Source organism: Corynebacterium testudinoris (assembly GCF_001021045.1).
GTDB classification, from domain to species: domain Bacteria; phylum Actinomycetota; class Actinomycetes; order Mycobacteriales; family Mycobacteriaceae; genus Corynebacterium; species Corynebacterium testudinoris.
The window spans coordinates 234,322-246,809 of record NZ_CP011545.1; the positions used below are offsets into that span (position 1 = coordinate 234,322).

A 12,488-nucleotide genomic window follows, 5' to 3' on the forward strand; every position below is an offset into this window, starting at 1 on the left:
GGTCTACCTATTCTATACCTCTTGGTATAAGTTGGTTCCACGTCACCCTGAGAAGCTGCAGACACACGAGCGAACCCGGGCTGGCAAGTCCCAAGACCACCACAACACTCGAGGAGCAATCAATGATTCCACGGCGAATAGCAGCCAGCCTCGCCGCCCTCATCGCCATCGCGGGAATGTGGTCGCTCAGCGCGTGCAGCACCAATGATAGTGCCGAGGTCAGCGCCGAAACCCGCACGCTGACCTACCTGGAACCACAAGCCTTTGCCACGCTCTACCCACCGGCAGCCGGCTTCTATCCCAACGGAGGCGTGGTCAACAACATCACTGACCGGCTGCTCTACCAAGATCCCGACACACTTGAACTGCACCCATGGATCGCGGTTGAGCTTCCCGAGATCAACAGCGACGCCACCGAATACACCTTCCGCATCCGCACCGACGTCACCTACTCCGACGGCACTGCCGTGAGCGCAGAAAATGTCGTGGCCAACCTCGACCTGTACGGCTTGGGAAACCAAGACCGCCGCCTCACCGCCTCCGAGCAGATCAACAACTACGAGTACGGGGAAGTGCTGTCGCCGGATACCGTCCGATTCCATTTCAGCGCCCCCTCGCCCGGGTTTGCCCAGGCAGTATCCACCCTCAACGCCGGGTTGCTCGCGGATAGCTCCCTCGCTCAATCCATTGAGGGCTTCGGGCCGGGTAAAGCCACCGGCGTCATCGGATCCGGTCCCTTTGTCATCACCGAGGAAGCACTCGGTAGCGGCTTAACGCTCAGCGCCCGCGAAGACTATGACTGGGCGCCTGAATCCCTGGAAACACAGGGTCGTCCCTGGCTCGACCAGATCCACTTCGTCCTCGCTGGTGAAGACTCCGTGCGCACCGGGGCACTCGTCGCGGGCCAAGCTCAAATCGCCCGACAGATCGAAGCCCCCGTCGAACGGCACTTGGAAAACTCCGGCATCACCATCCTCTCCGCCGGGACCAACGGAGTGAACAACGGCCTCAGCCTGCGATTCCGTCACCCGCTCTTGGAGGACATCCGCGTACGCCAAGCCATCATCGCCGGTGTCGACCGGGAAGAGATCATTCGCACCCTCTTCTCCGATTCCTACCCGCTGGCCACATCCTCCCTGGCCAGCACCGCGCTCGGCTACACCGATACCTCCGCCGCCTACATCTACGATCCGCAGCGTGCCACCGAGCTTCTCGACGCCGCCGGCTGGACGCCCGGCGACGATGGCATCCGCGTCAAAGACGGGCATCGGCTCAGCCTCAACGTCAACCATTCCCTCCCGCAGCCGCGCAGCCAGGACGTCATCACCAAAATTCAAGAAAACCTCAAGCGCATCGGCATTGAGGTGACCCTCCAGCCTGGAGATCAAGCGGCCCAAAACGCCGCAGTCCTGAGCCAAGACACCATCCAAGTCATGCACACCATGGTCGGGCGCGCTGACTATGACGTGATCAAGAGCCAGTACTACTCCACGAACCGCAATAGCCTTCTCAACTTCCATCGAGACGACGGCAGCATTGGTGACCCAGAACTAGAACGCCTCCTCGAAGCAGTCTCCTCCTCGGCCCGGGAGGAAGACCGCGCAGCAGCCTCGGCAGAAGTACAGCGCTACCTCGCCGACAACGCCTACGTCCTACCGCTTTTCGAGGAACCCCAAGTCTTCGGCATCCAGCCCTATGTTCATGGCTTCACCACAGAGGCCGTGGGGCGCCCCAGCTTCTACGGCGTGCGGATCCACCCTGACAATTCCGATGCGAACGCGAAGGAGAAACCGTGAGTACCCGCACCATTGTCTACCGCCTGGGGCAAGCCATCATCGTGCTCCTGGCGACCTTCACCCTCGCCTACATTCTCCTGGCCGTGCTCCCCGGCGATGCCGTTGGCGCCCGCTACGACAACCCTGAACTCGGCCTCAGCCCTGAACAGATCGCCGAGATACGGGCCTCCTACGGCGCGGACAAACCCGCCATCGTCCAGTACTTCGTGGCGCTGGGAGGATTCTTGACCGGTAACTTCGGTTTCTCCGTCAACTCCGGCGCAGCAGTGAGCACGCTCATTGCCGAGGCGCTTCCGGGAACACTGGCGCTCGCCGCTGCTGCGTTTGTCCTGGCTCTGCTCATCGCTGGTTCGCTGGCCACCATTGTTGCCCTGGCCCCGGGAAGCTGGTTGAGCAATGTCGCCCGCAGTCTTCCGCCCCTGGGTGTGTCCTTGCCCAGCTTCCTCATCGGTATCTTCCTCATCCAATTCTTCAGCTTCCAGCTGGGTTTAGTGCCAGTCATTGGGGCCAGCCCAGTCCAGCAACTCATCCTGCCGGCGATCACCCTGTCAATCCCCATCTCGGCGCCCCTCGCGCAGGTGCTCATCCGCAGCATCGACGACGTGTCAACGATGCCGTTCGTGACCGCAGTGCGCGCCCGCGGAGCTAGCCGAGCCTGGATCTTCTTCCGCAACGTCCTCCGCAATGCACTCCTGCCCGCCCTCACCGTGGCGGGCCTGCTCTTCGGCGAACTCGTCGGCGGCGCAGTGGTGACCGAGGCGGTCTTCGGGCGCGCCGGGATCGGGCAGATGACCGTCCAGGCGGTTGCCAATCGCGATACCCCCGTGCTGTTGGCCGTGGTGGTCATCTCGGCATCGGTCTACGTCTTCATCAACCTGATCGTCGACCTTCTCTACCCGGTCTTAGATCCCCGTTTGCGCAGAAAGGCCAACCGATGAGTACTCCAGCTCCCTTAGTAGCGTCGCAGAAGCTCACCCGGGAAAACCGCGACAACAAACGACCTGTCCATCGCGCTAACCCGTGGACATCACCCGGCACGATCATCTCCCTCCTTGTCCTGGTGGTCGCGTTTTCCTGGGCTTTAGTCCCCGGCCTTTTTACTTCCGGCGACCCGACCATCGGCAACGATCAGGGCCTCCTCGCACCAAGCGCTGAGCACTGGTTTGGCACCGATTCCGTTGGTCGCGATCTCTACACCCGCGTGGTCTATGGCTCCCGCAACTCCCTGCTCGGCGCGCTCGTGGCCGTGGCCGTCGGCTTGAGCTTGGGCACGCTCATTGGACTGATCGCTGGTGCCCGCGGTGGCGTGGTGGACACCATTCTCATGCGCATCGTCGACGTGCTCCTCGCCGTGCCCGCTTTGCTGTTGAGCTTGGCCATCATCATCACCCTCGGATTTGGCACCATCAACGCCGCCATCGCCGTGGGCATTTCTACCGTCGCTGTCTTCGCCCGATTGGCCCGTTCGCAGGTCCTCAACGTGGCAGGCAGCGACTACGTGGAAGCTGCCTATGGGTCGGGAGCCACGGAATTCCAGGTGTTGTACCGACACATTCTGCCCAACTCCCTCACGCCAGTTCTGGCGTTGGCTGCGCTGCAATTCGGCAATGCGATCCTCCAGCTCTCCATTCTCGGCTTCCTGGGCTACGGCACCCCACCTCCGACCCCGGAGTGGGGACTGCTCATCGCCGATGCTCGCGATTATCTGGCCACGTCCTGGTGGCTCACCGTCTTACCGGGATTGGTCATCGTCGCCGTCGTCGTCTCCACGAACCGTTTGAGCACCGTCCTACAGAAGGGAAGTAGCTCATGACACTTCTTCAGGTCTCTGATCTCCATGTTTCTTACTCCACGTCCCAGGGCCCGGTCTATGCCGCTCAAGGCGTGAGCTTGAGTGTGGAGCCGGGGCAGGTCACCGCTATCGTCGGTGAGTCTGGTTCGGGAAAGTCCACGACCGCCCACGCTGCTTTGGGCCTTCTTCCGGGTAACGCCCAGATCGAATCTGGCGAGATCACACTAGCGGGCCGTTCCCTCATCGGACTCAGTGAACGTCAGTGGCGCAGCATTCGTGGCACACGCATCGGCCTCGTGCCTCAAGATCCGAACAATTCACTCAACCCGGTCAAGACCATCGGTGCGTCCGTCGCGGAAGGGCTGCGTATCCACGGCCGCCCGGTGTCGGATTCGCGGGTGATCGAGTTGCTCGAACGTGTCGGTATCGATGACCCCGCCCGCCGTGCTCGGCAATATCCGCATGAGCTTTCGGGAGGCATGAAGCAACGTGCGCTCATCGCCTCTGCCATCGCGCTCGAACCCGAACTCATCATTGCTGATGAACCGACCAGCGCGCTTGATGTCACTGTCCAGAAAACGATCCTCGATCTTCTCGATGACATGCGCCGTGACATCGGCCTGGGAATCCTCTTTATCACCCACGATCTAGCTGTGGCGGGAGATCGCGCCGATCAGGTGGTGGTCATGCAACGGGGTCAGGTGAAGGAATCCGGACCGGCTGCGTCGTTGCTCACCGACCCGCATGATCCCTACACGCAGCGCTTGCTGGCCAACGCCCCGTCCCTGGCCACCGGTACGGCGACTCCTCGTCAGCGGCCGCCGTTGAGCGAGGACATCCTGCTGGAGGTGAAAAACCTGCGCCAGGAATTTGGCCAAGGCAGCAACACGTTCGTGGCAGTTGAAGACATGTCCTTCCAGGTTGTGCGTGGCAGCACGCATGCCATCGTGGGGGAGTCTGGGTCAGGGAAAACGACCACCGGCCGGGCGATTGCAGCTTTCACCCGGCCCACGGCGGGCACCATCACGATCGATGGCAAAGAAATCCAGAATGCCACGTCCAAGGAGCGCCGTGAGCTGCGCCGTGTGGTGCAGATGGTGTACCAGAATCCCTTCAGCTCGCTCGATCCGCGACAAAGTGTCGGTGCGTCCATCGCAGAGCCGCTCAAGAATTTCGGGTCGAGGTCGAAAGCCACTATCGACGCAGCAGTGGCAGAGCACCTGGATCTCGTTGCACTCGATCCAGCACTTGCTTCTCGACGCCCCGCGGAGCTTTCTGGAGGCCAGCGCCAACGTGTAGCCATCGCCCGGGCCCTCATCCTGCAGCCTGAGCTGGTGGTATTCGACGAAGCAGTAAGTGCCTTGGATGTCACCGTGCAAGCCCAAATCTTGGAACTCCTGGACAACCTGCAACGCGAACTCCACCTCACCTACGTCTTCATCTCCCACGACCTCGCCGTGGTCCGGCAAATCTCCGACACCGTCACCGTCATGAAGTCGGGCCGGCACGTTGAAGAGGGTTCAACCGCAGAGGTCTTTGATCACCCGCAGGACGACTTCACCCGCACTCTCCTCGACGCCATCCCTGGCCGCTCGTATCGCGCCGGCGCCCTCAACCTCGGACTCTGATTGGACCACTCATGACCCACGACATCATTATCGACCTCACCGGAATCGACCCCGAATCCGATGAAGCTCTCAGCATCACTGCTGTCCGACAGCTACGCGCTCAAGCTCGCGATAACGCTCAACTCTCGTTCGAGGCTCTTCTCGAGGGCGACTCTCCAGACTTGCCGCTAGCTGAGCGTTTGGCCGTCGCCGCCTTCGTCGCTTCCCTCCACGGCGACGAACGGGCACGCACCTTTTACCTCGATCTCTACGGCGACGAGGGCGACGCGGATTCCTTGACCAACTTCTTGCCCACAACCAGCTCACGCGGGCCCTATGGCGTCTACGCTGAGGCCGGCCTGCGGGACGAAAACCAGGAAGGGCCGTGGTATCTCGCTCCGCACGGCCTCAACCCGCGCTTGGCTGCAGCGTTCGGCTTCGCCCACCTGCTTACTCTGCACCCTCGTGATGCCAACCCCACCCAGATCGCCGCATTAGCCCACGCGGGATTCAGTGCCGACGCCGTGGTGAGCCTCGCCCAACTGATCAGCTTCCTGGCATTCCAGCTGCGCGTGGTCCACGGCCTCCGGGAAATCGCCGGGGTGGACTCGCCCGTCCTGCCCACAGCTGACCCCGCCCCGCTCGAAGGGTCCGCGCCGACTGCCTCACTCGATGGTGGAGCATTCTCGGTCCTGACCCCGCACGTGGAGCCGACCACCCACTTTGTTTCCCACAGCCTCGGCTGGCATGCATGGATCCCGGATGTTCCCAAAGAGGAATTGAGTACCGAGCAGATTGACGCACTCATCGATCCCCAACGAGCGAACATGCCTTACTTCCGGCTGCTTGCCCGCGACCCCGCGGCGCTCAAGGCTCGCACGCTGACCGATCTCGATATCTTCTTCAACACCAACGGCGGGGTGGGTCGCGCCGAGCGCGAACTAGCGGCGACGGTGACTTCGCGACTCAACGGATGCGTGTACTGCGCGTCGGTTCACTCCGCCCGCGCGATTGCCGAGTCCGATCGGAAAGCCGACGTCGAGCGGCTCCTTTCCCAGGGAGTCGATGCCGACCTCGGATCTTCGCAGTGGAACGCCATCAGCAAGGCTGCGGTCGCACTGACTCAGACACCGATCGCCTTTGGTCAACCTGAACTGCAGGCATTGCGGGACGCGGGATACGAACTCCCTGAGATCGTGGACATCATCAACGCAGCAGCTTTTTTCAACTGGGCCAATCGCCTCATGCTTGGTCTGGGAGAGCCCGAGCTTCCCGCGAGGTTTGCCACCGGCGCGGGGAAGGCCTGACAAGCACAATTCGAGTAGACCCATTCATCGAGCAGCCGAACGGTGGTACTCGATGAATGGGTCTCGTCGGATCAGCGAACTCGAATTGTGTTTTCGGTGCCGGGCAGCAGAACGAGAGCACCCCCTCCCGCTGAATAAACAGCTGAAGGGGGTGCTCTGTAGTTGGTCGGGATAACAGGATTTGAACCTGCGACCTCCTCGTCCCGAACGAGGCGCGCTACCAAGCTGCGCCATATCCCGGTGTCATACCCGTTGGGTACCTGAGATACCTTAGCCGACCTCGCGGGGAACTAGCAAAACGCGTGTCAGGCTGGTCGTTCGGTGATCCGCAGGAGGGTGGCGGAGGGGCGGCAAAAAATGCGGAAGGGCACGAATTTTGAGGTGCCCAGGCCGTTGGTGACGTGCATCAACATGTCTCCAAAACTGTGGAGGCCTTGAGCTCGTTCGCGGTCGATGCCGCAGTTGGTCACGATGGCGCGGCTGCCGGGGAGGCAGAGCTGGCCGCCGTGGGTGTGGCCGGAGAGGGAGAGCTGGTAGCCGTCTTCCTCAAAGGAGGAGAGAACGCGGGGCTCGGGTGCGTGGAGCAACGCGAGGGAGAGATCGGCATCGGCGTTGGGGGCTCCGGCGATGAGGGAGTAGTCGTCCAAGTTGTGGTGTGGATCGTCGACGCCGGCGGCGGCGAGGCGCACGGGACCGACTTGGAATTCCAGGCGCTCGTGGGTTGCGTCGCGCCATCCTCGTTCGATGAAGGCGGCGCGCATGTCGCGCCACGGAAGGTCGATGTAGGTGGGTTCCCGGCGGGTGCCAAACAGGTAGCTGAAGGGGTTTGGCAGGCTGGGCGCCCAGTAGTCGTTGGTGCCAAAGACGAACATGCCGGGCCGGTTGAGCAGCGGGCCGAGGGCGCGCAGGACGTCGGGGACGGCGTGCTCGTCGGAAAGGTTGTCACCGGTGTTGACCACTAAGTCGGGCTGCAGGCTGTCGAGGGCGGATACCCAGGCGATCTTTTCGTCTTGGCCGGGGATCATGTGCAGGTCCGAGAGGTGGAGGATGCGGAACTCTTCGGCCCCGCGGAGGGTGCCGGGTTCGAGCAGGGGCACGGTGATCTGTTTGAGTTCGAACTTCTTCAACTCGGCGTTGCCCCAGGCGGCGACGCCTAACCCTGCGGCGATTCCGGCAATGGCGATCCTGAGAAGTCGATTCACCCGTCATATCCTACCCGGCAGGTACCGTGGTCATCATGAGTGAGCTAAAAGATCAGATCCGTGCAGACCTGAAAACGTCGATGAAAGCCAAGGATAAGGGTCGTACGAGTGCGATCCGCATGTTATTGGCTGCGATCCAGGCGGAGGAGACGGCGGGAGTTAAACACGAGGTGACGGACGAGGAGATCCTCAAGGTCGTCGCCCGGGAGATCAAGAAGCGCCGGGAGTCCGCCGAAATTTACACCACTAATGGCCGTGAAGAGCTGGCGGAGGTCGAATTGGCCGAGGTCATGGTGCTGGAGGGTTACCAGCCGGCTCAGCTGGATGATGAGGCGGTAACAAAGCTTGTCGACGACGCTGTGAATCAGGTCGCTGTCGAGCAGGGCATTTCCTCGGAAGAGGTGTCCATGAAGCAGATGGGGCAGGTCATGAAGGTTGCCACTGCCTCTGCGGCGGGGCAGGCGGACGGCAAGAGGTTGTCCGCTGCTGTGCGCGCCCGCCTGGCGAACTAGATTGCCGCCCGCCCCATTCGCGCTTTCAGCGCTCCGAGGGCGGCGGGCAGCAACGATAGCGCGATGATGCCGAGGAAGATTGCTTCGAGATGATCGCGGACGACGGCGACGTTGCCGAGCAGGGCGCCGAGTGCCACGACTCCGGCGCCCCACAGCAGGCCGCCGATGATGTTGTAGCTAATGAAGGTGCGGTAACGCATCCGGGCCATGCCCGCGACGAGTGGGGCGTAGGTACGAACGATCGGTACGAAGCGGCACAGGATGACGGTGACGGGGCCGTGCTTGGCAAAGAACTCGTGGGTGCGGTCGAGGTATTCCCTCTTGAAGATGCGCCCATCGGGACGTCGCTCAATCGCCGGGGCGAAGCGGTGGCCGAGGAAGTATCCGACTTGGTCGCCAGCGATGGCGGCGATGGGCACCAGCAGGAGTAGGAGCCACAGCGGGGCGAAATGATCCGGCTGCATGGCGAGGAGCCCGCCGGTGAACAGCAGAGAATCCCCGGGCAGGAAGGGGAAGAGCAGCCCCGATTCGATGAACACCATCATCAGCATGGCGGGGAGGATGAACTGCCCGAAGGGGCCGGTGGACCCGAGGAGCGCGATCGGGTCGAGGAGTGCGTGCATGCTTGGCAAATCTACTCCTGGTTTCCCTGCCGAGGAATCGCTGACAGGGAATTCGGAGCCTACTGACCTAAATCCCGAAGGCGTCGCGCAGCTGCTCACGCAACTGCTCGATGTCTCCGTCGGTGATGCCCGGGATGCCCTCTAGTCCAGCCGCGGGGTCGTCGTCGTTGGTGGGACGTGGGGGTGCGGCACCATCGGAGATTTCCAGGACCACCGTGCCACCGTCGCGAAGCAAACCGGATTCCGGGACTGCCTGGATGACCCGCCCACGCGGGGTGCCATTGCCGGGGACAGTGCGGGTGGTGACCTGGTAGCCGCGCTGCTGCAGCATGCTGCGGGCGCTTTGTTCGTCGAGCCCGGCGGCGTCGGCAAGCGTGGAGTAGGTGGTGCCGCTGTTGAACTTGGCGTCGTACGCCGGAAGCCCGGAATTGAGCGCCGCGGGGACGCGGTTGGCGGTCTGGAACCAGGAATTGGCGGCCTCGTTGCCGCCGTAGAGGTTGCCGTAACCACACTGGCGGACCGGGCCGGTGCACAGCGGGGAGATCGAGGTGCCATCGTTGTAGATGTAAGGAGCGGCGGAGAAACCGGTGTTGAAGCCGAGGAAGGCGGAGGACTGGTAGGACTCCGTGGTGCCGGTCTTCGCGGCGATGGTGGAGCTCCAACCGTTGGCGTTGGCGGCCCCGGAGCCGGTGCCGATCTTCGAGTCGGCGGACATCGCGGCGGCGAGGGCATCGGCGACCCCGGGGTCGACGGCATCTTCACAGTCGGGGCGGTCGAGGTAAATCTCTTGCCCGTCCTTGTCGGTCACCTTGGCAATGGGGTTGGGTTCGCACCAACGGCCCGAGGAGGCGATGGTGGCGCCCACGTTGGACAGCTCCAGGGGGTTCACGGCGGTGGGGCCGAGGGTGTAGGAACCGAGGTTGGACTCTTTAAAGAACTGAGCGATGGACTGGTTGCCGTCGTAGCTGCCAGCGACGTCGTAGCTGCGCAAGCCCATCTTCACGGACATGTCCACGACCGCGGGCACGCCCACCTGCTCGATGAGCTTGATGAAGGTGGTGTTGGGGGAATAAGCCAAGGCGTCCTGGAGGCTCATCCGCGGCTTGTACGTTCCGGAGTTTTCCACGCAATAGGTGTTCGCGGGGCAGTTCGCGGCGCCGCCACTTCCAAGGCCACGCGCCTCATAGCGGGCGGGCACATCCAACACGGTGTTAATGCCCATGCCCTGGTCAATCGCAGCTGCGGCGGTGAAAATCTTGAACACCGAGCCAGCGCCATTGCCCACCATCGACGTCGGCTGCGGCAGCATGGTCTCCCCGGCATCGAGGTTGAGGCCGTAGTTGCGGGACGAGGCCATGGCGAGGATGTTGCGGGAGTTCTCGCCCGGCTCCACGACGTTCATGACCTCAGCAACACCCGTGGTCATGGGGTTGACATTGTTGGAAACCGCCGTGTGGGTGGCGTCCTGGACGTCCGGGTCAAGCGTGGTGGTGATGGTGTACCCACCGGCGAGCAGCTGATCCCGGCTGAGCCCCTTGGAATCGAGGTAAGTGAGCGCATAATCGCAGAAGAATCCCCGATCGCCGGCCGTGATGCAGCCATTGGGCAACGTCGCGGGAGACTCGAGTACCCCGAGGGGTTCCGCGGCATAAGCATCCGCGTCCTCCTGCGATAAGTGTCCGTTGGAGACCAGCGTCTGCAGGACCGTATTGCGGCGGGCCGTCGCACCGTCTGGGTTGGTGTAGGGATTGAGCCCTTCCGAGGACTGCACCATGCCGGCCAGCAACGCCGACTGGGGGATGTTGAGTTCCGCGGCCGAAATGCCGAAGTAGGTCTGCGCCGCTGCCTCGATGCCGTAGGCGTGATTGCCAAAGGGAACGAGGTTGAGATAGCTCGTGAGGATCTCGTCTTTGCTCAGGCGACGATCCAAGTCGGACGCCATCCGCATTTCCCGCAGCTTGCGGGGGATGGACTGTTCGACGGCCGCGGCCTGGGCGTCTGCGTCATCAGCGTGGACGAGCAGGAGGTAATTCTTCACATACTGCTGGTTAAGCGTCGAGGCGCCCTGTTCCACTCCGCCGGCCAGCACGTTGGTAACCAACGCGCGGGCGGTACCTTGAATATCCACCCCGTCGTGTTCGTAAAAGCGGTGATCTTCCACCGACACGATGGCGTCTTTCATGTACGGCGAGATCTGATCCGGCTGCACGGGGTAGCGGCGCTGCTGGTACAGCCACGCCATGGGGGCCCCGGTGGAGTCAGTGATGGTGGTGACCCCGGGTGTCACCCCCTCAGTGAGGTCGGCCAGATTGGATTGCATGGTCTCATTCGTTCGGGCGATAGCAATGCCCGAAATGCCCGCGACGGGGGCGAGCGCGAGAGCGGCGGCCACGCCGGCAGCGGCGGTGGCGGCAAGCATCTTTGCCAGGGATTTTGAAACAGACACGTCCTTTACCCTACGCAGACAATGGGGGAGGGGGGAACTATTGATTCCCCCTAGAAGTGTGACATATTCGACTTCGTGCAAAGCGTGTGAATACACTAACTTGCACAGCATTGATCGGGTCTCGAGCAAAACTGGCCCTTCGAAAGGAGCGCACAATGGTAGGAACGATCACCGGCGGTTCACCCTCCGGAGACCTCCTCCAGGCTTCGGCGGATCAAGAATCCCTGTGTTTTGAGCGGGGAGAGTGGATCACGCAGGCTAAGTGCCGCTCGGGCGATCCGGATGCCCTCTTCGTGCGCGGGGCGGAGCAGCGCAAAGCGGCCGTCATTTGCCGCCACTGCCCCGTGGTCATTGAATGTCGGGCGGATGCGCTGGACAACAAGGTCGAGTTCGGCGTGTGGGGTGGCCTTACTGAGCGTCAGCGCCGTGCCCTGCTTCGCAAGAATCCGCACATTGACAGCTGGGCGGAGTTCCTCGCTGCGGGCGGGGAGATAGACGGCCTCTGAGCTGGCGGCTCCGTTTATGGCAGGTACTGTGGTCCCATGACTAATTGGGAATACGCCACCGTTCCGCTTCTTACCCACGCCACCAAGCAGATCCTGGATTCTTGGGGTGAAGATGGCTGGGAGCTCGTCACCGTCGTGCCGGGACCGAACCCGGAGAATGTCGTCGCGTACATGAAGCGGGAGAAGAACTAAGCCATGGCTACGACTGATCGCTGGTCTGATCGCTTGGCAGAACTTGGCGTCACCCTCCCGGCGGTGGCTGCCCCCGTTGCCGCGTATGTTCCCGCTGTCCGTGTTGGTAATCAGGTGTGGACCTCGGGTCAGCTTCCCTTCGTGGAGGGGGCGCTTCCCGCCACCGGCAAAGTCGGTGGTGCGGTGACTGCGGACGATGCGCAGGGCTATGCCCGCCTGTGTGCGTTGAATGCGTTGGCGGCTGTTGATGCTCTCGTGGGCATCGATAACGTCACCCGCGTGCTCAAGATCGTCGGGTTTGTCGCCTCCGCCGAGGGGTTCACCGGTCAGCCGGGCGTGGTCAACGGCGCCTCCACTCTCATCGGGGAGGTCTTCGGTGAAGCCGGCGCACATGCTCGTTCCGCTGTGGGCGTTGCCGAACTTCCCTTGGGCGCCCCGGTTGAGGTGGAAATTGTTGTTGAGGTCGCTGAGTAATTTCTTCGCTGGGTTCGGCCGCACCGGCAAT

Annotated in this window: 12 protein-coding genes and 1 tRNA gene; 9 read left to right on the forward strand and 4 right to left on the reverse strand. The window is 62.5% G+C overall.

Annotated elements, in window-relative coordinates:
- Window positions 1-122 precede the first annotated feature (122 nt).
- From CTEST_RS01145 to CTEST_RS01165, 5 genes are read left to right on the forward strand one after another with little or no spacing between them, the layout of a single operon-like run.
- On the forward strand, window positions 123-1,796 hold the full coding sequence (locus CTEST_RS01145; RefSeq protein WP_083985380.1) for a TIGR04028 family ABC transporter substrate-binding protein: 1,674 nt from the start codon (window positions 123-125) through the stop codon (window positions 1,794-1,796).
- Window positions 1,793-2,734 (forward strand): ABC transporter permease, encoded by a 942-nt coding sequence (locus tag CTEST_RS01150; RefSeq protein WP_047252179.1) that lies wholly within the window; start codon window positions 1,793-1,795, stop codon window positions 2,732-2,734. The genes CTEST_RS01145 and CTEST_RS01150 overlap by 4 nt, the downstream gene beginning before the upstream one ends.
- Window positions 2,731-3,609 carry an ABC transporter permease gene (locus CTEST_RS01155; protein ID WP_083985381.1) on the forward strand — a complete coding sequence of 293 codons (879 nt, stop codon included), beginning with the start codon at window positions 2,731-2,733 and terminating at the stop codon, window positions 3,607-3,609. The genes CTEST_RS01150 and CTEST_RS01155 overlap by 4 nt, the downstream gene beginning before the upstream one ends.
- Window positions 3,606-5,216, forward strand: a complete 1,611-nt coding sequence (locus CTEST_RS01160; protein ID WP_047252180.1) for a dipeptide ABC transporter ATP-binding protein — start codon at window positions 3,606-3,608, stop codon at window positions 5,214-5,216. Before CTEST_RS01155 ends, CTEST_RS01160 begins: the two co-directional genes overlap by 4 nt.
- Window positions 5,217-5,227: 11 nt before the next feature.
- The gene (locus CTEST_RS01165; protein WP_083985382.1) at window positions 5,228-6,502 is read left to right on the forward strand and encodes an alkylhydroperoxidase domain protein; all 1,275 of its coding nucleotides are present in this window, start codon (window positions 5,228-5,230) and stop codon (window positions 6,500-6,502) included.
- Between the two features lie 163 nt (window positions 6,503-6,665).
- Here CTEST_RS01165 and CTEST_RS01170 read toward each other — a convergent pair.
- Window positions 6,666-6,742: transfer RNA gene (locus CTEST_RS01170), tRNA-Pro, on the reverse strand.
- A gap of 65 nt (window positions 6,743-6,807) precedes the next feature.
- Window positions 6,808-7,704 carry a metallophosphoesterase gene (locus CTEST_RS01175; protein WP_047252181.1) on the reverse strand — a complete coding sequence of 299 codons (897 nt, stop codon included), beginning with the start codon at window positions 7,702-7,704 and terminating at the stop codon, window positions 6,808-6,810.
- Between the two features lie 35 nt (window positions 7,705-7,739).
- On the opposite strand from CTEST_RS01175, the gene CTEST_RS01180 reads away from it, so the two are divergent.
- A complete protein-coding gene (locus tag CTEST_RS01180; RefSeq protein WP_047254130.1) occupies window positions 7,740-8,216 on the forward strand; it encodes a GatB/YqeY domain-containing protein in 477 nt (158 codons plus the stop codon).
- Here the strand turns inward: CTEST_RS01180 and CTEST_RS01185 are convergent.
- On the reverse strand, window positions 8,213-8,839 hold the full coding sequence (locus tag CTEST_RS01185; protein WP_047252182.1) for a VTT domain-containing protein: 627 nt from the start codon (window positions 8,837-8,839) through the stop codon (window positions 8,213-8,215). The two genes, CTEST_RS01180 and CTEST_RS01185, sit on opposite strands and share 4 nt — an antisense overlap.
- A gap of 67 nt (window positions 8,840-8,906) precedes the next feature.
- A complete protein-coding gene (locus tag CTEST_RS01190) occupies window positions 8,907-11,285 on the reverse strand; it encodes a transglycosylase domain-containing protein (RefSeq protein WP_047252183.1) in 2,379 nt (792 codons plus the stop codon).
- A gap of 155 nt (window positions 11,286-11,440) precedes the next feature.
- Here CTEST_RS01190 and CTEST_RS01195 point away from each other — a divergent pair, with 155 nt between their 5' ends.
- The 3 genes from CTEST_RS01195 to CTEST_RS01200 are packed head-to-tail and all read left to right on the forward strand — an operon-like array spanning window position 11,441 to window position 12,457.
- Window positions 11,441-11,791 (forward strand): WhiB family transcriptional regulator, encoded by a 351-nt coding sequence (locus CTEST_RS01195; protein ID WP_083985383.1) that lies wholly within the window; start codon window positions 11,441-11,443, stop codon window positions 11,789-11,791.
- Between the two features lie 36 nt (window positions 11,792-11,827).
- Window positions 11,828-11,983: a DUF4177 domain-containing protein gene (locus tag CTEST_RS13510; protein WP_144413191.1), complete on the forward strand. Its 156-nt coding sequence runs from the start codon at window positions 11,828-11,830 to the stop codon at window positions 11,981-11,983.
- A gap of 3 nt (window positions 11,984-11,986) precedes the next feature.
- A complete protein-coding gene (locus CTEST_RS01200; RefSeq protein ID WP_047252184.1) occupies window positions 11,987-12,457 on the forward strand; it encodes a RidA family protein in 471 nt (156 codons plus the stop codon).
- The last annotated feature ends 31 nt before the right edge of the window (window positions 12,458-12,488 follow it).

Bases quoted from the DNA above. Each gene is read 5' to 3' on its own strand.
- CTEST_RS01165 (WP_083985382.1), top strand. From the start codon at position 5,228: ATGACCCACGACATCATTATCGACCTCACCGGAATCGACCCCGAATCC.
- CTEST_RS01145 (WP_083985380.1), top strand. From the start codon at position 123: ATGATTCCACGGCGAATAGCAGCCAGCCTCGCCGCCCTCATCGCCATC.
- CTEST_RS01185 (WP_047252182.1), bottom strand. From the start codon at position 8,839: ATGCACGCACTCCTCGACCCGATCGCGCTCCTCGGGTCCACCGGCCCC.
- CTEST_RS01155 (WP_083985381.1), top strand. From the start codon at position 2,731: ATGAGTACTCCAGCTCCCTTAGTAGCGTCGCAGAAGCTCACCCGGGAA.
- CTEST_RS01200 (WP_047252184.1), top strand. From the start codon at position 11,987: ATGGCTACGACTGATCGCTGGTCTGATCGCTTGGCAGAACTTGGCGTC.
- CTEST_RS01195 (WP_083985383.1), top strand. From the start codon at position 11,441: ATGGTAGGAACGATCACCGGCGGTTCACCCTCCGGAGACCTCCTCCAG.
- CTEST_RS01160 (WP_047252180.1), top strand. From the start codon at position 3,606: ATGACACTTCTTCAGGTCTCTGATCTCCATGTTTCTTACTCCACGTCC.
- CTEST_RS01180 (WP_047254130.1), top strand. From the start codon at position 7,740: ATGAGTGAGCTAAAAGATCAGATCCGTGCAGACCTGAAAACGTCGATG.
- CTEST_RS13510 (WP_144413191.1), top strand. From the start codon at position 11,828: ATGACTAATTGGGAATACGCCACCGTTCCGCTTCTTACCCACGCCACC.